At 64.4% G+C, this 19,945-nt stretch carries 12 protein-coding genes; 2 read left to right on the top strand and 10 right to left on the bottom strand.

Going from position 1 to position 19,945, the window contains the following annotated elements; all coding sequences use genetic code 11:
- Nucleotides 1-670: 670 nt before the first annotated feature.
- The 9 genes from brxL to E0H75_RS37780 all read right to left on the bottom strand — a co-directional run bounded on the left by brxL (nucleotide 671) and on the right by E0H75_RS37780 (nucleotide 17,052).
- On the bottom strand, nucleotides 671-2,803 hold the full coding sequence (gene brxL, locus E0H75_RS37820; RefSeq protein WP_131518516.1) for a BREX system Lon protease-like protein BrxL: 2,133 nt from the start codon (nucleotides 2,801-2,803) through the stop codon (nucleotides 671-673).
- Nucleotides 2,804-2,820: 17 nt separating this feature from the next.
- Nucleotides 2,821-5,316 carry a BREX-1 system phosphatase PglZ type A gene (gene pglZ, locus E0H75_RS37815; RefSeq protein WP_131518515.1) on the bottom strand — a complete coding sequence of 832 codons (2,496 nt, stop codon included), beginning with the start codon at nucleotides 5,314-5,316 and terminating at the stop codon, nucleotides 2,821-2,823.
- Nucleotides 5,309-8,767 carry a BREX-1 system adenine-specific DNA-methyltransferase PglX gene (gene pglX / locus E0H75_RS37810; RefSeq protein ID WP_131518514.1) on the bottom strand — a complete coding sequence of 1,153 codons (3,459 nt, stop codon included), beginning with the start codon at nucleotides 8,765-8,767 and terminating at the stop codon, nucleotides 5,309-5,311. The genes pglZ and pglX overlap by 8 nt, the downstream gene beginning before the upstream one ends.
- On the bottom strand, nucleotides 8,767-12,255 hold the full coding sequence (gene brxC, locus E0H75_RS37805) for a BREX system P-loop protein BrxC (RefSeq protein WP_238163516.1): 3,489 nt from the start codon (nucleotides 12,253-12,255) through the stop codon (nucleotides 8,767-8,769). The genes pglX and brxC overlap by 1 nt, the downstream gene beginning before the upstream one ends.
- Nucleotides 12,252-12,854, bottom strand: a complete 603-nt coding sequence (locus tag E0H75_RS37800) for a DUF1788 domain-containing protein (protein WP_131518513.1) — start codon at nucleotides 12,852-12,854, stop codon at nucleotides 12,252-12,254. Before E0H75_RS37800 ends, brxC begins: the two co-directional genes overlap by 4 nt.
- A complete protein-coding gene (locus E0H75_RS37795) occupies nucleotides 12,848-13,480 on the bottom strand; it encodes a DUF1819 family protein (protein WP_131518512.1) in 633 nt (210 codons plus the stop codon). The genes E0H75_RS37800 and E0H75_RS37795 overlap by 7 nt, the downstream gene beginning before the upstream one ends.
- Nucleotides 13,481-13,548: 68 nt before the next feature.
- The gene (locus E0H75_RS37790) at nucleotides 13,549-13,758 is read right to left on the bottom strand and encodes a helix-turn-helix domain-containing protein (protein ID WP_131518511.1); all 210 of its coding nucleotides are present in this window, start codon (nucleotides 13,756-13,758) and stop codon (nucleotides 13,549-13,551) included.
- A 1,440-nt stretch (nucleotides 13,759-15,198) separates the two neighbouring features.
- Complete coding sequence (locus tag E0H75_RS37785) at nucleotides 15,199-15,822, bottom strand: GNAT family N-acetyltransferase (RefSeq protein WP_131518510.1); 624 nt, start codon at nucleotides 15,820-15,822, stop codon at nucleotides 15,199-15,201.
- Nucleotides 15,823-16,215: 393 nt separating this feature from the next.
- On the bottom strand, nucleotides 16,216-17,052 hold the full coding sequence (locus E0H75_RS37780; RefSeq protein ID WP_131518509.1) for an alpha/beta fold hydrolase: 837 nt from the start codon (nucleotides 17,050-17,052) through the stop codon (nucleotides 16,216-16,218).
- A gap of 576 nt (nucleotides 17,053-17,628) precedes the next feature.
- Here E0H75_RS37780 and E0H75_RS45150 point away from each other — a divergent pair.
- Nucleotides 17,629-18,264 carry a cyclase family protein gene (locus E0H75_RS45150; protein WP_238163515.1) on the top strand — a complete coding sequence of 212 codons (636 nt, stop codon included), beginning with the start codon at nucleotides 17,629-17,631 and terminating at the stop codon, nucleotides 18,262-18,264.
- An 85-nt stretch (nucleotides 18,265-18,349) separates the two neighbouring features.
- Entirely contained in the window at nucleotides 18,350-19,543 is a 1,194-nt protein-coding gene (locus tag E0H75_RS37770) for an aminotransferase-like domain-containing protein (RefSeq protein WP_238163514.1), read from the top strand.
- On the opposite strand, the gene E0H75_RS37765 is transcribed toward E0H75_RS37770, so the two are convergent.
- Nucleotides 19,540-19,944, bottom strand: coding sequence for an arsenate reductase ArsC (locus tag E0H75_RS37765; protein WP_420323315.1), 405 nt, complete (start codon nucleotides 19,942-19,944; stop codon nucleotides 19,540-19,542). The genes E0H75_RS37770 and E0H75_RS37765 overlap by 4 nt on opposite strands.
- Between the last annotated feature and the right edge of the window lies 1 nt (nucleotide 19,945).

The raw sequence follows: 19,945 nt of genomic DNA, 5'->3' as shown, positions 1-19,945 counted from the left end.
CGACGCCCCCACGGAGAACGTCAAACCCAGACTGGCCGAACCAGCCACTGTCGCAGATCACCTGGCGGACGGGTGTCGCACATCAGTCGACGGAGGACATTGTCCTGGTTGAGCTGCCCTGACAAGTTTCCCTACGTCTTCAAGACGGCCCCCCGGAGGGGCCGAATGCGCGCCGCCACCAGAGGGCGGGACGCCTGCCCGCCACTCCGCTTCGCTGCGTTCTGGGCGCGTCCCTTGGCTTGGCGCGCAGCTGCCAACAGGGTGCCGGGTCGAAGACAGTAGAACTCACCGTCAACGATCGACACCCTGTCGATGCACCACCTACCGAAACGGCCGACTAGCCGCCTCACCTCGTTGCCCGCACTGACCGTCTGCCTGTGGGATCCCGCATCGCCCCGCTAGCAATCATGGAAGGGACGGTCCGGCACGGCACGCGTCAAGGGCGCCTACGGCGTCCCTCCGGGATCTTCGACCCTTGACCCGCACCGCACCGAACCTAAGGTCGGCAGCTATCGGGGCAATGCGGGAGGACTGCCCGCGCGCTTGACACGTAGCCGTCAAGTCGCCTCAAACGGATCTAGAATGTCGCGCTCTTACCGCGATGTTATCCAGCAGGCTTTGTTTGCGCCGCTCCAAATCACTGCGACTTTCGTCGCTCAAAAACCTGGCCCTACTCGTCAAAGTCGCGCAGATACGTGATACCGAAGGCCTTGAGCTCGCGGTACTTCTGGTACTTCGTGGCGAGGTCGAACGGGCTGTCGGACATGCGCTGGAAGATGTCGAGGCCGCGACCGAGCAGGATCCTCCAGCCGGTGTCTGTCGTTATCGACCGATCGTGGATCGTATGGGGCTCGGCGAACTCGACATCGAAGACGATACCGAGCACGGCCGCGCTCTTCTTGATCTGGAGGAGGTACTCGTACTGCTTCTGCAGCTTCTCCGGGCCGTCCTGGTTCTCGACCGTGACGAGCTTCAGCGCCACCTCGTCGGCGGGGTCCTTGCGACGAGCTATCCCCTCGATGAGCTCCATCAGGTTCCTGGCCTGGTGGAACATGCGCACGTAGGGGTCGACGATCGTGATCTGCGAGGCGCCACGCAAGTATGGAACGAGCAGAGCGTCGTACGAGACACCGCGTTGGCCGCCTTGGTACTCCAGGTGTCCGTGGAGCAGCTCGGGCTCAGGCTCCGGCCCTGCGACCTCGTCGGAACCTGCCGCGTCCCCCGACGGTGCACGGCCACCAAGCGGATCGGCATCTGCCGGCGCCTCCTCTGGTTCGGCATCCTCGTGCACGCGGTGGTAGTACGCGGGGTACTCGTCCTCTTCGAGCGTGGCGACGGGGTGCCAGGTGCCTTCGTTGTCGAGGTAGCCGAACTTGACCTCGGCCATAGTCGAGTCGATGCGCAGGATCTGGTCCTTGACGCGCTTCCGGCCCTCGATCGCGAACCGCAGGATCTCCTCAAGCTCCTCGCGGGTGGCCTCGCCGCCTGGGTAGAGAATCTTCATCAGACCGGAGAAGGTCTTGTGGACTCCGTCGCGATCGCGCGTTGAGATGTCGGGCGACAGTGTGAAGTACTGCAGGTAGCGGTCAGAATAGTCCTTCGATCGCATCGACTTGAGGACTTCGGCGATGTAGTCGACGACGAAGCCGTAGCCAGCGGAGAACATCTCGCCACGGATGATGTCGACTTCCCAACCGGGGATGTAGTGATGCAGACGGTCGAGGTAGGCCGGGTCGTGGTAAGCCTCTGGAAGCTCGTCGAACAGGTCTGAGTTCTTGAGCATGTACGGCACGGTGTGTGAGGTGTTGCCGACGAAGACCATCGAGGCTTCGGCGCCGATCGTCTCAACGCCGCGGGAGAACGACTTGTTCGCCATGTAGTTCTTCATGATGTCCACGAGCGCCTTGTCGGTGCGCTTCTTCTTGCCGGCAAACTCGTCAAACGCGACGACGTCCCAGTAGCCGACCAGACCAAGGCGGCCGTTGGAGTTGTTGACGAAAAGCTTGGGAACGGTGACCTCGCCACCGGAGATCAGCATCCCGTGGGGCGAGAACTCCGAGAAGATGTGGGACTTGCCGGTGCCCTTCGGGCCGAGCTCGACCAGGTTGTAGTTGCGCTCGACGAACGGGATGAGGCGCACGAGCTGGAACAACTTGCCTCGCCTACTGAACATCTCCGGGTTGAACCCGATCGACTGCATAAGCAGGTCAATCCACTCCTCGGTGTTGAACCCGCGCCGGGCTTCGAGGTACTGGTCGGCGTCGAACTTGGACAGCTGGATGGGCTTGATCGAGCCGAGGATCCAGGGCACAAGGCGCTGGTCGTCGGTATGGAAGTACTCGATGTCGCAGATGCACCACACTCCGCCGACCAGCAGCTTGGGGTGGGCCTTGATGACCGGCGAGTCCACGATCACGCCCTTGATGCCGAGGTTGGCGAACTCGGCCTCGTAGACGTCGGCCTTCTCGTTCAGGGTGACGGTGACCTTGTCGATGATCCGGTGCCGACCGCGCTCCTTGATGGTCGACTTGACCAGCTCGGATTCGCTGCGGTGGACGTAGTGCTCGGCCAGGATTTTGCGGACGGTGTCGATACCGGCCTGGATGGTGGCCTCGTCGTCCGAGGCGGCGTACTGCCCGAGCAAGTACTCCAGGACGTATGACGGCACGATGGCGTTGCCCTTGACGGCCTTGACCAGGTCCTTGCGGACGACGACTCCAGGGAACAGCAGGTTGATCTTGAAGTCGAGATCGCTCTGCTGCGGTGCGCCGGCGTCGGCTTCCTCGTTCTCGGTCTCGCTCATCTCAGCTCCCTTCCCTGCTAGAAGTCGAAGTCCGACGCGAACGAACGCTTCAGCGTGTAAACGGCCTTGGCGAAGACCCGCCACTGGTTGGTGTTGGGGATGCGCTCCTCCAGGCGGAACTCCACCGCCCGGTTGTTGTAATCGCTCGACTCCTGGCTGAGCAGCATCCGGGCCCCCTGGTAGCGGTCGCGCTTGTCACTCGAGGTCTGGTCGAAGGTCAGGTCGACGAGGTTCGAGATCAGGGTCTCGCCGACGTACAGCCCGGCGCGCAGTGTGCGGGGCTGGACCTTGTCGTTGACCGGATCGGTCTGGAACAGCCGGACGACGACCTGCCCGGTCGTGATCTTGTCCGACTCCGGCCAGACCTCGACGTTGACCAGCCGGATGTCGCTCTTGCGCTTCTTGTTGACCGCCAGCACCGGCACGACGATCTCCTGAAGCGTTGCCCCGCCATGGACGAAGCGTGAGCCGCCGCCGGCCAGCCGCAGGCGGTGGATCGACTTGGGGATCTGGACTTCCAGCTCGCTGTCCAGCCCGAGCTGGGCTGCCTCGAAGGTGGCGAAGGCGGGATCGATCTTGAGGCCGTTGCCGAGCACGAAGCGTCGGTTGACGACCTTGATGTCGTCGCCCTGAGGCTGGGTCGACAGGAAGAAGGTGTCGGCCAGAGCCTCGTCCTGAAACAGGAAGCCGTGGTCGGCGGTGATGAAGATGTTGGTGGCGTTGGCGCTGGCCAGCTTCTTCACCAGGTCGACGATGTCGCGCAGCGTGTCGTCCACGGCCTCGAGCACCTGGCGTTCGGTGCCGGGCTTGTCGCCTGTGGCGTCGATCCGGTTGTGGTAGACGTACAAGACCCGGTTGGCCTTGTACAGCTCGCGCCGCTCGTCGGCGTTGAGGGCCTTGAAGTCCTCGGCCTGGATCGCCGAGCCACCGACCGCCTCCAGGATCATGCCCCGGAAGGTGGTGTTGTTGGTCGGCTGGTTGTCGGCCAGCACGGTCTTGGCATCCGCCGAGTGCTTGAGGGTCGAGTGCGGCAGCAGCGCCGCCATGCCGAGCTGGGTGTAGCTCGGCAGCACACCTAGGACGGCCTCCAGGTTGGCGTCGAAGCGGTCCTCCTGCCGGATGAGCGAGCCGAGCTCGTCGGCCACCTCGTAGCGCATGGCGTCGGAGATGATGACCACGGCCTTCTTATCTCCGTCGCGCACCAGCGGTTCGACGTAGCGGGCGTAGAAGGCGGTCTGCGCGCGAAGTGCGGTCGAGCGCCACTTCTCGGCCTGGTCGACCTGCTGCTGCCAGGCATTGCCGAGTTCGTAGACGAACTTGTTCGTGTAGCGCTTCTCGACCTGGTCGCGCAGTGCTTCGAGGGGCCTGGGGTACTCGGCGGTGCGCGCGGCGTAGACGAACTGGCGGTAGAGCTGGTCGATGTGGAACCACTCGCGCCGGTAGCGCTCCAGGCCGTCGTCGAACGACTGCATGGTCAGGTTAAGCGAGGCCAGCTCGCCCAGCAGCTCCGAGGCGCTGGCGACGGCCGAATAGAGCCGCCTGTAGTTGTCGATCCACACGCTGCTCTGCCGTGCCCGCACCACCTCGGCCACCTCGCGCGGGGTGACGGTCTGCTCGGCCACCGCCCGTGCCAGGTCGCTGATGATCTTCTGGTCGGTCTCCTCGAACAGATCGACACCGACTAGGTCACGGAAGCTGGCGTCCTCGATCTTCGACTTGTAGTCCAGGTCGCCGGCCACGCGCTTGGCGAGAGTGGCCATGGCGTCCTGGCTGCGCCGGTCGTTGCGCAGGCTGGCGAAGTCGAGCTGGATGTTCTGCAGCCCACCTGGGCGGTCCGACTTGAAGCCCTCGATGGCCCGCTGGAAGATCCACAGCACTAGGTCATCGATGCTCGGCGTAGACGACTCGTAGCCGTAGATGCGGGCCACGCCCTGCCAGTAGAAGCCGTCGAGACCGTAGTCGATCAGAGCGTCGTACTTGGCGTGAGACCCCTTCGCGTTCTCGGTCAGGAGCGCGCGCGTGATCTCCAGCAGGCTGTGTTCCCGCTGACCGAGGACCACGGCACTGATCTTGGCTCGCAGCCGGGCAGCGTCGTCCTCCGGACTCAGCACTGCCTTGAGGCTCTGCACGCGCTTCGCCGCGTTGAAGAACTTCTCGTGCGCCTGGACGACCTCGTCGATGCCCTTACCCGCGAGGCCAAGATCCTGAGCCACCAGTGCGGCGCGGTCGGCCGTAAAGACCCCATAGGCCAGCTCCAGATCGAGCAGCCAGTCCCCGATGCCACTCGGCACCTGACCGGAGCGGTAGACGAGGAACTTGCCCTCCGGCTCATCGTGCAACAGCCGGTTCTTGACCGCGAACTCGTCGTTGGCAACACAGATGGCCTGGATACCAGGCAGATCGAGGCTGTCGAGATCCGCGGCGTACTGACCCTCCGGGTCGTGCCAGAAGACGACTCGACGGCTATCGAACCAGCGCAGCAGGTGCGGGCGAACAGCGGTGGCGTCACTCATCGCTGGCCTCAAGCCCGGGGATCTTCTTCAGGGCCGCACCGAACTTCGGGTAGTTCGCCTTCACTCCGTCGTCCAGGTCGATCGCGAGCTGACGAGACGCCAGCGGGTACAGCACATCGTGTTCGTACTCCTCGAGCTCCAGCAGCACCTTGCGCAGCCGGTCGGCCTCCTTCTGGGCGGCTGCCTGCTGGCGCGGCGTACCTCCGCCGGCGGCCAGGCGGTCCTGCTGCTGCAGGCTCGACGAGAGCTTGGCGCGGAACTCGCGCAGATACTCATTGAGCACCGTCGAGACCGTGGACGGCGTGTAACGGTGCATGTAGATCAGGGCGTTGAACGATCCCTTGGGGCTGGAGAACAACCAGTAGATCGGACGCTTCTTGTAACGCTGGACGTGGTCCTTGTAGAACGACTTCACGAAGTAGTCGCGGATGTCCTTCACCCCGAGCGACTCCGTGACGAAGCGCAGGTTCTCCTCGAAGTGCTGCTCACCGAAGGACACGCGGAGGAACTGACGGAATCGCGCAACGATGTCGTCCTCGAACCAGTCACCATCCACGATGGGGACGACGTTGTCCTTGTCCGGAGCGAACGTCGGGCTCGGCGCCTTGGCACGGTAGTCCTGCACCGTGGCGCCCTGGTCGGCCAAGATGAGTCCCGGCTCATCCAAGCTGTACCGCCCGAACATGCAGCCGACGGCGTAGGAGACGAGATCGTTCGCCAGGTCCGCCGTCGGTCGCACTCGGGATTCTGCAGACACTTCGTGCTTGGGGATCTGACCGGCAGCACCGGCCAGACCGAAAGCCTCGGCAACCTGCCGATCGATCCGACACTCAATGTCGTCGAGGTCGGCCACATTACGTCGTTGGCCTTCCTGGATCTCGCTAGCCCGCGCCCTCAACTCAACGGGACTCCTGCCCTTCGATACGAACGGGCTGGCAGCGAACTCCCACGAGGTCTCTGTCGCTACCCACTCGTCGCGCGCAATCGATACGGCTCTACGAGCGAGTTCCACAATCTCACTTCTCGCCGGCATGGGGATCGGCAGATCGGCGACTGTCCCGGCATTCAGGTTCAGTGTGGGCGCAAGCGCAGCGACGATCTCACTTATTACGCTTGAGTTGAGGCACCCTAAGAGGTACATCGCCTCGTCATCGGAGGGCGTGATCACCGACATTCCAGCGTTGTCGAAGATGAAGCCCCGCGGGTAATAACGAAATGCATCACTGGCACCGACTGCCGACCACGAAACGGACGGCTTGAAGTAGTGTTGAGGATTCCGGATCACCGACTTCGGGCGCAGGGCGAACAATTCGGCTCCGTCGTTCAGCCAGTCGATCACATGCCATTGGTTGCCATACCAACGGCGTGATGGCCCGCCCTTGTTCTCGGGGAACCACCGTCGGCCAGTCGCCTGGGCCTCCTCCCTGCTGGACATGCTGAAGCCGATGGAGGATGCGGCGACCTCGACCCAGGCCCTGACGAAACGCGAACTGTCAGCGGTCGCCAGACCCTGGCACACGGGCGCGATGTCGCCGAGCGCCTTGTTTGAGCTGAAGGCCTCGATCAATGGCGCGCCGAGCCAATAGCAGATCGGTGCGCCCGGGATGCCCTCGATCGACTGAAGATCGACGTCGTATCTTGTCGACGAATTCGCCTGGAGGCTATCGAGGAAAAGCTGCCGCTTGGTTGCCTCGTCCACGCCGCCGGTGAGCCGAATGAACGTTGCGCGACCGCGACGCGCGGCGGACAACACGAAGGCACAAGTTGAGACCACGTCTCCGCCTATTGTGTCGAAGGCCCCAGATCCCAAGTGAGCGAGATTGCAGATTTCCCGGTGGTGGACGATCTCCTTGCGCAGGTTCTTGAAGCTTTGCAGGAACATCCACGATTGCATCGTGATCATCCCGACGAGCCCGTGATTTCCCGCAAGGGTTCGACATCGCGTGATGAACATGGCAAAGAGATCCGCCTTGGAATCCCGGTACTGCTCCATTGCGAAGTTGGCAAGGAGAGCCCCCATGTTCTTGCTTCCCATGTACGGCGGGTTCGCGACCACCACCGAGTAATCTCCCGAGAGGTACCCGGCTTGCTGCACGACACGTTTCGCCCAACTGAGCACGTCAGCGAGCAGCATGTCTCCGCCGTCGTCGAGCTGCGCAACGTGCAGCTCGAGGCGAGCGACCAACTCAGGGTTGGGCTGGATTAGCGAGCCGAGCGTGTCGGCGTGCTCGAATTGGTTCCAGAACTCGGACTCAGCGTGCTTGTCGCCGCCGCGCGTCAGCAGCAAGTCGATCTCGCCCGGAGCGAAGCGGATCGGGTCGAGGATGCAAACGTTGGGCTCGACCTTCTTGTTGAAGAAGGTCCTCTGCCTGGCGCGAGCCTTCATGGTCAGGGCGAAGGCAGCGAGCGCTCCGGCTCGCGGATCGATCTCGACGCCGTAGAGGTTGTTGGTGAGGATGAGACTGGGGATCTCGGCCGGGGTGTAGCCCTCTTCCTCGTAGATGGCGTACAGCAGGTCGAAGGCGTAGGTCAGCATATGCCCCGAACCGCAGGCCGGGTCGACGACTTTGAGCTCCTCAGGGCTGCCGATCTTGAGGAAGTCTGTCTCCTCATCGACCGGTGCGATGTAGTACTGCATCTGGTCGACCAGGCGCGAGGACGGGCGGTTGAGCATCCACAGCCGACCGAGGGAGTTCTCGATGAGGTAGCAGACGATCCAGTGCGGCGTGAAGAGCTGGGTGGCTGCGGGGATCTCGTCGGCGCCGGCCTTCTTGTTCTTCTTGAAGCCCGCGAAGATCTCATCCTTCCGCTCCGAGATGTAGAACTGGTACAGCCAGCCGATCACCTCGATGTCCTGGCAGGCGTCGCTGGTCAGCACGTTGACCGCACGGCTCGGCACCGAGTCGTCTGCCAGGAGGTTGGCCGGGATGAGCAGCTCGGTGAAGTCGCCTTCCCGCTCGAACATGAACGGCATGGCGCGGTTCCAGTAGCGGCAGTAGTCCGCGAGCAGGAGTGCGTAGGCCTCGCCTTGGGCGTCGTCGCTGCGTCGGGTGCCGTTGAGCAGTGCCGTCACGGTCTCGCGGGTCTTGCCGCCGACTACCGCAGTGTCGATGGTGCCGCGCTTGGCCGCGGCCAGGATCTCGGGCTGACCGGTCTCGATGCCGGCCTGTGGCGAGACGACGCCGAAGCCGGTGTAGCCGTTGGCGTCCATGAAGCGCAGGGCGATGATCCGGTTGAACCAGGTGTAGGCGACCCGGTCAGCGACCGCCGCCTTACCCATGTCGCCCCCACCGGCCGCGCGGACGGCCTTCTCCAGGGCTTCGACGGCCTTGCGCTGCTCCACCCGCTCCGGCGACGCCGGAGCCAGCACAACGGCAATCCGGGCGGTCACCTCGCGGATGAGCGAGGTGCGCGCCCAGGTGGCGAACGACTTCAGCGGTGCAGTTTCCATCAGAGAGAGATTCGCTTTCCGTCGTTCAGGGTCTTCACGAGGGCAGAGCGCAGGGCGTCGAGGTAGCGGTCGACGTCTGCCTCCGTCTCCAGAACTCCGGAGACGCCGGTAGCGGAGATGGTCTTGACCGACACGGTCTGCTTCGGCGGCGGTGGCGCACCACCATCTCCATCGCCGTCTCCCTGCTGCGAGGCTGCCAGCTGGTCAAGCAGACCCGGGTAGACGGTCTCCTCGAAGCTCGAGCCGGTCTCACGGATGAGGGCGATCTGGTTCTGAGTGCGGACGCGGGAGATCGTCTGGTCGACCCGGCGCAGCACACTCTCCTGGGCGTCTGGGGTTGCCTTGGCGTAGAAGGCGCTCTGCTCGATCTCGGCCTTGCGTCCCTCGATTGCCTCGACGACGCCGGCGCGGTTGGTGGCGACGACCTGGTCAATCTGGGCACGCAGCTGGTCGGTGGCCTGCTTGAGCTGGGCCATCTTGTTGCCGCGGAAGGCGTTCGGGTCGTCCAGAGCAGCACGCACCGTGGCGTCACTGCCGGACGGCACGTAGCCGAGGTTGCTGCTGTGGGCGGTCAGCAGAGCGACGGCGTCGTCGTAGATGACCTTCTGCCCACCGCTGAGGAACGCCTGGATCGGGTCGATCGTGGACTCCTTGGCGTCGAGCAGATCGTCGCCCAGGTTGAAGTCGGACAGATACCAGTCGTCGGGCTTGCCAACCACCTGGTCGAGCAGATCGACCGGAGCGGAGAGCTGGGCCACGAACGGGTACTTCGAGCCGGTGATCGTGGCCTTAAGCTCGTCGCGCTTGGCCTTCAGCTTGTCGGCGCCGTGCCGAGCCAGCTCCAGCGGGTCCTTAGGGGTGTTGCCCTCGTCGAAGAAGTCGGTGCAGAACTTGCGGAAGGCCGCGACCTTGCGCTCGTCGAAGGTCTTCTGCGGCGACACCACAACGTGGGCGTGCTTCTGGGTGTTGCGTAGCGCCGTGGCGACCTCGGAGCGCTTGAGGAGGTTGCCGTCGACGGTGAGCGTGACCTTGGAGGTGCCGATCAGGTAGGCGATCAGGACTTCGATCGAGGCCAGGTCCCAGCCGTACGGCTTGGCCGTGAAGCTGTCGACGATGGTCTTCACAGCGACCTGCTCACCGAGAGCCTCTTTGCGCAGGACGAACGACAGCACCTCCTCCGACGGCGCGAAGAGCTTGCTGGCGTCAGCAGCGTCGAACAGGCCACTGTCGGGGTTGGCTGCTCCAGCGACCTGCTGCTCGCTGTACGTTCTGCCATCGAGCAGCTTGAGCTGGGTGTAGGTGCGGCTGATCAGGTCCTGGAAGCCATCGGTCACCCGAACCAGGGCGTCCTGTGAGCTGGAGGTGATGTCGGCGGCGTTGATGACCAGGGTGGACTTGCCTACCGAGGCCTTGACCCGCTCGATCAGCTCCTTCTCGCGGTCGATGTTCTGCGCACCCTTGGTCTGCAGGATCTGGCCCTCGATAGCCGAGAGCGAGGTGCCCTGCTTGCGCTTGATGTACTTCTCGGTCTTGATCAGCAGCCGCAGGTCCGACGGTACCCGGGCGTCCGCCTCGAGGATGACGCGCAGCTCGTCCTTGCCCGCGCTGTGCATGCGGATCTCTTCGGGCGAATACGGGTACTCCGGGGAGATGAAGTGGACCGCCAGCTCCTTCTGGGAGCCGTGGGCCTGGTCGTCGAGCTTGAAGCCGAACGGGAAGTCCTGCCCGTTCTTGGCGTAGCGGATCTTGCTGGTCTTGATGACGTCGCCGGACAGGATCTTGAACAGCCGACCGCTCACCTCGGAGGCATCGATGTCGACGTTCTTGATCTCCTCCTCGATGACCTGCTCTTCGTTGGTCAGGTACTCGTAGGCGTTGCCGTTTCGCTGGACGTAGGTCTGGGTCTCCAGGACGGTCAGCGCCTCCTTGACCTGCTCCGACAGCGCCGGAAGGTCGAGGCCGAAGCGGTCGTAGACCAGCACCGTGAGGTTGCGTGGCGTGGCCTGGAAGCTCTCGATGTACTTGACCAGGAACAGTACTTTAAGCAGCCGGATCGCCAGGTCGTTGTCGAGGTTGCGCTCGGCGACGTCGATCGAGCGCTGGGCGGCCGACTTCAGCGAGGCGCGGATGCCGGCGAACATGCTATCGAAGGTGGCGAGCTGGCCGACCTGGACGTTGCCGATGTCCTTGGCGACCTGCTGGACGACGCCGAGCATTGAGCGTTCGCCGACTGAGCTGTTGCGCCCCTCGAAGACGTTGTGGTCCGAGATGCCCTCGATCGCGGCCTGGAAGAGCGGGAACTGGTAGCTGACGAACGGATAGGTCCCGACGAAGTGGGTCTCGTCAGTGTAGTTGCGGTAGGTCTTGGCGCCGTCGACGAAGTCGAACAGGGTCTTGAAGTTGGCGTGCTGCTCGGCGTAGATCACCGACAGTGCACCGACACCGGCGTCGTTCTTCTCCAGCAGGCGCTTGCGGATGACTTCCTCGACGTCGGCGCTGGTCAGCTTGAGGCGAGTCTTGAAGCGGGCCTGGATCTTGGAGAAGTCGTTGCCTTGCTGGCGGGTGCGGTCACCGATGACCTTCTCCATGTCCTCCTGGCTCGTGACGAACACCCACGCCCGTCCACCGCACTTGGTGTTGAGCGACTCGGCGATGGTCTGAAGGTTGAGCATCAGCTTGGTGTCGCTGCCGATGAACTGGCCGACCTCGTCAACGAAGAAGTTGAGCCGGAAGGCCGGGTCGCCCTGCCTATCCAGCCAGGCCTTGACCTCGTCGGCGAAGTCCTCGATCGAGACTGAGTACGAGGCGCTGTACTGCCGGATGATGCCGTCGGCACTCCCGCCGTTGACCTCGGCGAAAGCCCGGTCGATGCTCGGTCCTTCCAGGGCGCTCTGCTCGCGTCCCTGGGTCCATGGGATGCCAGCAGTGCGTTCGAACGCCTCCTGGAATGCCTGGTACTGGCCACGGTTGTCGAGGTCGCGCTCGAAGCGGGCGACGTGTCCCTGGTTGCCGTAGTATCCGCGGGACTCGTCGAGAACCTTGACGAACACCTTCAGCAAGGCGTCTGTCTGGTCCTTGGAGATCAGGGTTGCCTTCTGGTCGATGTTGAACAGCAAACTCTTGGCCGGAATAAGGTCCGCCTTGTTCAGCAGGCCGGGCAGGAAGGCGTCGGGGGTCTTGGCTCGGAAGCTGTCCGAGACGTTCTGGCGTGGGTAATCCTGGCCTTCGACGTCGCCCAGCAGGTGGGCGAGCATCTTGAGCATGTGCGATTTACCGGAGCCGAAGAAGCCGGAGATCCACACGCCGTTGGCGTTGGTGTAGGAGGTGTACTCCTCCAGCAGGATCTCGAGCCCCTTGGCGGCCTCGTTGGTTAGGACGTACTCCTCGACCTCGGTACCCAGATGCGTAGTGTCATCGGCTTTGATGACGCCCTCGATCGGACGCTGGATGTCTTTGGCGAAGATCTGGTCGAGCTGCATCGAGGTCATGCCTCCTGTTCGAGGATGTTCTTGGCTCGGTAGTACTGGTCGTCCTTGAGCCGGCCGAACAGCACGAGCGAGGAGCCCAACGTGTCGGACTGCTCGTAGCGGCCCGGGAAGAACATGAGCATCGGCTTGCCCTTGACGACCGACTGCAGGTTGTTCAGCACGTTGTGTGAGCGGATGTACGGGAAGACCTCACCGATGCCGGTGAGGAAGAAGATGTCGAGGTCCGCCTGCGCAAGCCGGTCGCGGATCGCCGGGGCGATGTGCAGCTGGGGGTCGAGCATCCCCTGGAGCATCTCGCGGAAGTCGCCCTTGTCCTGGTCCGGCTCGATTGCCATCACCCGGTCCCAGACGTTCCGTTCTTTGAGCAGCTCGACCGACAGGTCGTAGAGGTCGATCTCGAAGACCGTCACCCCGGCGCCGGCCAGCCGGTTCTTTACCCGCTTCTTGGCCGCGGCGACAGTGAGAGCGTCCTCCGGCGGGTACGGATAGATGAAGAACGGAACCTCGTTGCTCAGGCCCTCCATCTGCAGGAAGCGCCGGCCACTGAGCACCGCGAACAGGTGCTCCTCCTGCTCGGGTAGGGTCTTCGGGATCACCATGCAGCCCCCTGCTCCGTATCGGTCTGGGTAGGGAAGAAGCGCAGGTCACTCGGCGTGCGGGCGCTCAGCCGCGCCGCTACTCGCTCGGACAGCACAGCAGGCATGATGTAGCCCGCATCCGACAGGAGCTCGGCCTGCTGCAGCATCTTGAACACGTTTGACCTCAGCTTCTGCAGCGTCGACTCCTTGATGGCCGCCAGCTCCTCGTGCCAGAACGCCTTGGTCCGGACGAAGCTGTCGAAGTCCTCATAGGCCAGCGTCGAGGCGAGAGTGAGGTACCGCTCGCGCAGCACCTCCTCGGCGAACTCCCCGATGAGCTCGTAGCGGCGGCAGGCGGCAGCCCACATGAGGTGTGCCCGCTCCGACGCCGTGGCCTCGATCAGCATCCCAACCTCGTCGTCGGTCAGAGCTGACAGCCGCTTGACCGTCTCGCGCACCAGCCGGACACCAGTGCTGTGGGTCCGGGCCTGCAAGAGGTTGTCCTCAACCGCATCGTCGCGGACCTGCTCCCAGTCGCGTCGCCCGACGTAGACAGGAGCCAGCAGCGCGCCCTCACGTGCCAGGAGGGCGCCCGTCGTGAACGACAGGGCGTAGCGCCGAGGTGATGTTGCCAGTGCGTCGTTCACGTGGTCCCTCCCCTCTGGTCTCAGCAAAGTCGTTCAGGCTATCGGCAGCTACCGACAGTTTCGGCTGGTCACATGGTGGCACCCGGGCTTTTGTCCTCGGCCGAGGCGGCAGGGCTACCACTCCGAACCCACTCGTCGACCTCGCTGGCTTGGAACTTCCACAGCCGACCAACCTTGTGGGCAGGCATCGCCTTCTCGGCGATCCAGGCGTAGACCGTGTCCTTCGTGACGCCAAGGTGGGTCGCGATGTCGTCAGCAGACAGCCAGGGGTCAGACACCAGATGAACCTCCAGCCGACTAGTGGTACCGAGCGAAGGCGCCCCCAACACTACCGAATGAGACCGCGATTCACCTGGTTTCACCGAGTATTGCAGGTAACAACCGTGTCCCAGGCGGTCTGGTCCGCTCGCCGCCAAGAACGGGAATGTCGACGGGTCGAAGTGAAGAGATCGTCGGGGGCCACAGCCAAGGTGGGGCTCACAGCTGGGAGTTGCGCAACGCGCGAGATTTCAAGCCGACGGATTTGATAGTCGTGGACCGCGTCGAGTGGAATCTCGGCGGCGGACGGGTCGGTTGAAGACATACGGTGGGGAAGTTCGCCGCTGGCTGACTGGACACCCGAGGCAGCCGCCCGTGAAAGAAACCAGGTTTCACTATGAGCTGCCAGCAGGCGGACTCGGAACAGTTGTACGGGCGCCGAGGGGCCCCATGGTTTAGCCCATGGTTTTCAAGGCGAGACGATGCCCAACGACGCCAGCCTGCCCGATGCTCAATATGCCAGAACCCCAAGCCAGTAAGAGATCTGAGCATCAACGAACACCAACGGCGGGTGAGTGCGTAGAAAGCGGTGGTTAGGGGTTCGAGTCCCCTCACCGGCTCTTTAGGCCTGCTTCGTAGCACGTACTGGGGGTCTACCCCACGCGTGCTACGCAGCCCCTCCTCGTCGCTCCGCTCCTCGTCGAGCCCGCTACGCCGCTCCCACCCACCCATACCTCCCTTGCGCGCTGCCGCGCGCGACCGACTACCCCGCCGACGCCCCCTTGAAGACACCTGTCCGCCGCGCGCCGGCGCCGATCCTCTGGACAAGCTGTCCACATGACGACCGCCTGACGCTGCCCAGCGACCATCTCGTCGGGTTCCAGCCTCACTGACGCGCCGCCGAGTCCACCCGTCGACGTCCTCCAGAATGAGCTCCGATCCCAGACAGGCGGAGGCAAGCTCACGTCCGAGATCAAGCACAACCGCACCCGCAACCGCCGACGACGGATGAAGGGAACCGCATCGTCAGCCACCGGTACGCGAAGATGTGCGCGGACCTAGGCATCAGGAGCCATCTCCAAAGACTGCGCCACTACTCAGCACGGAGCTGATCAGCTCTGGCGTAGACATTCGTACTGTGGCCGGCCGACTCGGTCACGGCGGCACAATCACACTTCGGATGTACGCCTCATGGTTGGCGGAGTCAGACAAGCAGGCAGCCAACGCGCCTGGAAGCCGAATGCCGCGGCCTGATGGCAGTCGGCGAGGAAGCCGGCGGCCGGACGAAGGTGGCGCAAGCCGCCTATGTCTGCGCTCCGGAGGTCGTCGACCAGGTGCTCATCGTCGCTCGCCGGTGCAGGTCGCCGGGGTCAGGCAGTGCCTTCGGGCCATGGCGTACATCACCGACTCGTTGCCCTCGCCCGAAGGACTCGACAGACCGGCTGCGATCGCGTTGCACATCACGCTGGTTCGTCCGGCTCGCGCATCGGCCATTCGAGCGGCAGCGCCGCGAACCACATCACGTCGATGCGCTCGCCCTGCCACACGCTGTGTGCGCGCATCGTTCCCTCGTGCACGAACCCCGCTCGGCGGGCCACCGCAGCGGACGCTTCATTGTCAGCCTCGACCGTCAGGAAGGCGCGAGCTGCGCCGAGTTCGAACAACCACCGTGTGAGCAGAACCACCGCCCGAGTGGCGTACCCGCGTCCTCGCGCGCTCGGCCCGATCCAGTAGCCGAACTGCGCTACGTCTGCATTCGACCAGTCATCGACGCCGCAGCAGCCGACCAGGCCACCAGAGGCCGCGTCCGTGATCGCGAATGCAACACCAGTTGGTGGCTCCGCCGCGACGAGCGCCCGCCAGCTCGACGCGAACTCGTCGATGATCGCTGCAGCGTCCTCGATCGACATTGGCGGAGCCGGTCGTCCGAGTCGGTCATGGGCCCCGTTGTAGCGCCGGATCGCTGGATCGGCGAATGCTTCCGCCATGAACCCGGCGTCATCTCTCGACCAAGGTCGAAGAGTGACCACGCCATCCGAGAGCGATATGAACGGAATGTCGACATCCGCTGCACGCACGTCCATCGGATCCTTTCGCTCCAGTCTGCCGGCTGGTCACACGTCGAGCTTGAACTGACGACCTTGTCTTTACGAGGAGGAACGACAGCACCTCATCTCGCCTCTACCGCGACTTTAGTTGCGGTAGCACTCGCACCACACCTCGCGAACCACGCTGAGTTGACACCACTTCGCACCACGACCCGCACCACGAGCCCGCCCACGATGCCGTCCGGCCGTCGCGGGATGCGTCCGCCCGGGCTGACGCGTTCGCACTCGGAGACTTCCTCCCCCGCCGGCCGCGTGGCAGTCCTCGCCGCAGCCACGCGCTTCCTTCGCTTGACCGACACCGGCGAACCGACCGAGCTAGCCCCTTCCAGCCCGCCGCTCACCCTCGAGACCACCGCCGAATGTGAGCGATCAAGAACGTGCGCCCGCAAGCCAACCGATCAAGCGCTCTTCGGCCCCCGAGTGGTCCGCGATGTGGCCGCCTGGCGACCAGATCGGCTCGGCGTCAGGAATCCCCGCGACGAGCCATTCGGTGTGCTGGCGGGGAATGCCTTCGTCTTCGGTTCCGGCCATCACTCTGGTCGGAGCTTTCACCTCGTCGAGCGTGAAGCCCCAGGGGGCCGACAGCGAGATGAGGTCGTCGATGTAGCCACCCGGCCCGTTGACGACGCCCTCTCGAAGCGCCTGCAGGAGCATGTCGTGCAGCTCCCCGGACAGCTCGGGCACCGGGTCAGGCCCGTCGAGCCACGCAGCCAGATCGCGAAAGTCATGTTCGGCGAGCCAGGCCGCGTCGTGGGCTGCGGGCCGCTCCCATTCGCCCACCTCGGCGTCGGGCATACCGGCGAAGAAATCCAGGTCGGACGCGGCGTACTCGGCGGGGCTGAGTTCGGTTACACATCGCGTGACTCGCTCAGGCAGCCGGGCGGCCACGGCGAGCGCCCGCGGGCCGCCCGCCGAGATTCCGAGTACGGCGAACTCGTCGATCCCGAGCTCGTCCGCGATCAGCGCGACGTCCTCGGCGGCGTCTACGACCCGATGGCCCGGACGACGCGTCGATAGTCCGTATCCGGGCAGGTCATAGGTGATCACGCGAACTCGATGCCGCTCGTAGACACCGCCGATGTGCCGCAAGTACCGACTGCCGGGGCAGCCGTGCAACACGAACAATGGCCACCCATCACGCACACCCCATTCCGCGTACGCAATGCTTCTTCCGTCCGGTGCTGTCACAAAGGCCGTGTCCACCATCTGCCCTACCCCCAAGTCTCACAATACGACGAGATCGTCGCTCAGAGTTCTCGAGATCCAATGCCGTCAGGACTGTCAGCGGTTGGATCGCGTGTGGGGGGATCGCCAGCGGCGGCGCGGCATTGCCGGATCCGCGGGTGTTGGTGGTGCAGGTGCGCCCTCGCGTGCCGGCTGGGGTGGTGGGGCGGTGGGCTGGTGTTGTGGCAGGTTGGGTGGGGTTGGTGCGTTGGAGTGTGTGGTGGAGGAGGCGGTGGTGTGGTGATGGCGGGGCGTGGGGTGCCTGGGCAGGATGAGGTGTTGGGGTATTTCAGGGGGTTGTCTAATTGGGGGCGGTGGGGGGAGAACGACGAGCTTGGGACTTTGAACTTCGTCACTGATGCGGTTCGGCTGGCGGGTGTGAGGGCGGTGCGGCATGGGCGGAGTGTGTCGTGTGGGTGGGAGGTTGGCGTTCCGGAGGAGATGGAGCGGGCGACTACGGCTTGTCCGTGTGCGGCGGAGATGCCGGGGGCGGAGCATATGCCGGCCGCGTTTCACAAGGATCGGCGGTGGGGGTTTTCGAACGAGCGGCTCGGGATCATGTTTCACGGGAACACGATCACTCACCTGGATTCGCCGTGCCATATTTTCTGGGACGGCATGATGTACAACGGGCGGTCGCATTCGCTGGTCGATGCCGCGGCGGGATCGGGGTGGGCGGCCGTCACGGCGGCGGCGAACGGGATTGTCACGCGGGGAGTCCTGCTGGACGTTGCGGCGGTCCGCGATGTGCCGTGGCTGGAGCCGGGTGAGGGTGTGTTTCCCGACGATCTCGAGGAGGCCGAGCGTCGCCAGGGTGTGCAGGTGCAATCCGGCGACGCGGTGCTGCTGCGGACCGGCTATGGCCGCGCTCGCCACGAGGCCGGTGCGGCCGGCGGTATCACGCAGGCCGGCTGGCATGCGTCCTGCCTACCGTGGCTGCATGAACGGGAGGTCGCGCTGATCGGCGCTGACACGCCCCAGGACGTTCAGCCGTCGGGGTACGACGACGTACTGATGCCGGTGCACGCCGTGAGCCTCGTCGCGATGGGTCTGTGGATGCTCGACAACTGCGACCTGGAGGAGTGTGCGACGACGGCTGCCGAGCTCGGCCAGTGGGACTTCCAGCTCGCGGTCGCGCCGGTCCGCTTCGCCGGTACGTCGGGCAGCCCCGTCAACCCGATCGCCACCTTCTGAACGCGGCCTCCGTTCAACGCCCGGACGGTCTCGACACTGACGCCATCCTGTCCGCGATACTCGACATGACTGACAGGAGGCGATCGTGGCCATCCCCTACGCGAACCGGATGAGCGGCATCCGGCCGTCCGCCATCCGCGAACTCCTGCGGCTCGGTGACGACCCGGACCTCATCTCCTTCGGCGGCGGGTACCCCGACCCAGCGTTGTTCCCGATGAACGAATTGAGCGAGATCTTCCACGAGCTCCTCACCACCGCGAACGCCAGGACCCTGCAGTACACGGAGTCCCGCGGGCTGCCGGAACTGCGCGCACGCATCGCTGACCGGCTCACCCGTGGCGGCACCACCTGCGGCGCCGACGACGTACTCGTCATCCAAGGCGGCCAGCAAGGCCTCGACCTCACGGCCAAACTCGTCCTCAACGCCGGCGACACCGTCGTCACCGAGAATCCCACGTTCCTCGGCGCACTCATCGCCTTCGCGCCGTACGAACCGCGCTACGCGCCCGTACGCATCGACGAGGACGGGATGGACATGGACCATCTCGAGGAAACACTCGCTCGCCACCCGGGAGCAAGGCTCCTCTACACCGTGCCCGACTTTCAGAACCCGACCGGTGTCACGCTCAGCCTGGACCGTCGCCGGCGCCTGATCGAGCTGGCCAACCGCCATGAACTCCTGGTGCTGGAAGACACTCCGTACCGCGACCTCCGCTACGAGGGCACCCACATCCCGACGCTGAAGAGCCTGGACACCGAGGGCCGCGTCGTTCATGTCGGAAGCTTCTCCAAGATCCTTGCTCCCGGAGTACGACTCGGCTGGGCGGTGGCAGCACCCGACGTACTCGAGAAGCTCGGCCTGCTCAAGCTCGCCGCCGATACCCAGAGCAGCACACTCAACATGGCGGCGACGGCGACGTACCTCGGCCAGTACGACATCGACAGCCACATCGCCGACGCCTGCGCGGTCTACCGGCACAAGCGCGATCTTGCCCTGAAGACACTCGACGAGGTCATGCCGCCGGAGGTCCGCTTCACCCGACCCGACGGCGGTCTGTTCACCTGGCTCACGTTCCCCGACACCTTCGACACCGCGGACTTCATGCGACAAACGCTGCTCCCTCACGCCAAGGTCGCCTATGTCCCCGGCACCACCTTCTTCCCGACCCAGCAGGAACCCAACCACGCTCGCCTCAGCTTCTCCGGCATCGCCGACGAGCGCCTCGTCGACGGCCTCCATCGCATGGGCGACCTGGTACGCCGCGAACTCGCCCACTAACTGGGTCGCGTGATCAGCGTGATGAGGTTCTCGACACGGCCGCGGATGTCATCGCGGACCTGGCGTACGACGTCGACGGGTTGGCCGGCGGGGTCGGTGAGGTCCCAGTCTTCGTAGCGTTTTCCCGGATAGATCGGGCAGGTGTCGCCGCAGCCCATCGTGATGACGACATCGCTGGCTCGGACGTCTTCGGTATCGAGGAGTTGGGGTGTGTTGCCGGTGATGTCGATGCCGACTTCACGCATCGCTTCGACGGCGACGGGGTTGATCTGGTCGGCGGGTTCGGATCCAGCGGAGCGGATGTCGACGCTGTCTCCGGCAAGGTGACGTAGCCACCCGGCGGCCATCTGGGAGCGGCCGGCGTTGTGGACGCAGACGAACAGTACGGCGGGTTTGCTCACG

Source organism: Kribbella capetownensis (genome assembly GCF_004331485.1).
Taxonomy (GTDB): Bacteria; Actinomycetota; Actinomycetes; order Propionibacteriales; family Kribbellaceae; genus Kribbella; species Kribbella capetownensis.
This window is presented reverse-complemented; position numbering and strand designations above follow the sequence as displayed.

Excerpts from the sequence above, each read along its gene's own strand:
- brxL (WP_131518516.1), bottom strand. The coding sequence starts at position 2,803 with ATGAGCGAGACCGAGAACGAGGAAGCCGACGCCGGCGCACCGCAGCAG.
- pglZ (WP_131518515.1), bottom strand. The coding sequence starts at position 5,316 with ATGAGTGACGCCACCGCTGTTCGCCCGCACCTGCTGCGCTGGTTCGAT.
- pglX (WP_131518514.1), bottom strand. The coding sequence starts at position 8,767 with ATGGAAACTGCACCGCTGAAGTCGTTCGCCACCTGGGCGCGCACCTCG.
- brxC (WP_238163516.1), bottom strand. The coding sequence starts at position 12,255 with ATGACCTCGATGCAGCTCGACCAGATCTTCGCCAAAGACATCCAGCGT.
- E0H75_RS37800 (WP_131518513.1), bottom strand. The coding sequence starts at position 12,854 with ATGGTGATCCCGAAGACCCTACCCGAGCAGGAGGAGCACCTGTTCGCG.
- E0H75_RS37785 (WP_131518510.1), bottom strand. The coding sequence starts at position 15,822 with ATGGACGTGCGTGCAGCGGATGTCGACATTCCGTTCATATCGCTCTCG.
- E0H75_RS37780 (WP_131518509.1), bottom strand. The coding sequence starts at position 17,052 with ATGGTGGACACGGCCTTTGTGACAGCACCGGACGGAAGAAGCATTGCG.
- E0H75_RS45150 (WP_238163515.1), top strand. The coding sequence starts at position 17,629 with ATGTTTCACGGGAACACGATCACTCACCTGGATTCGCCGTGCCATATT.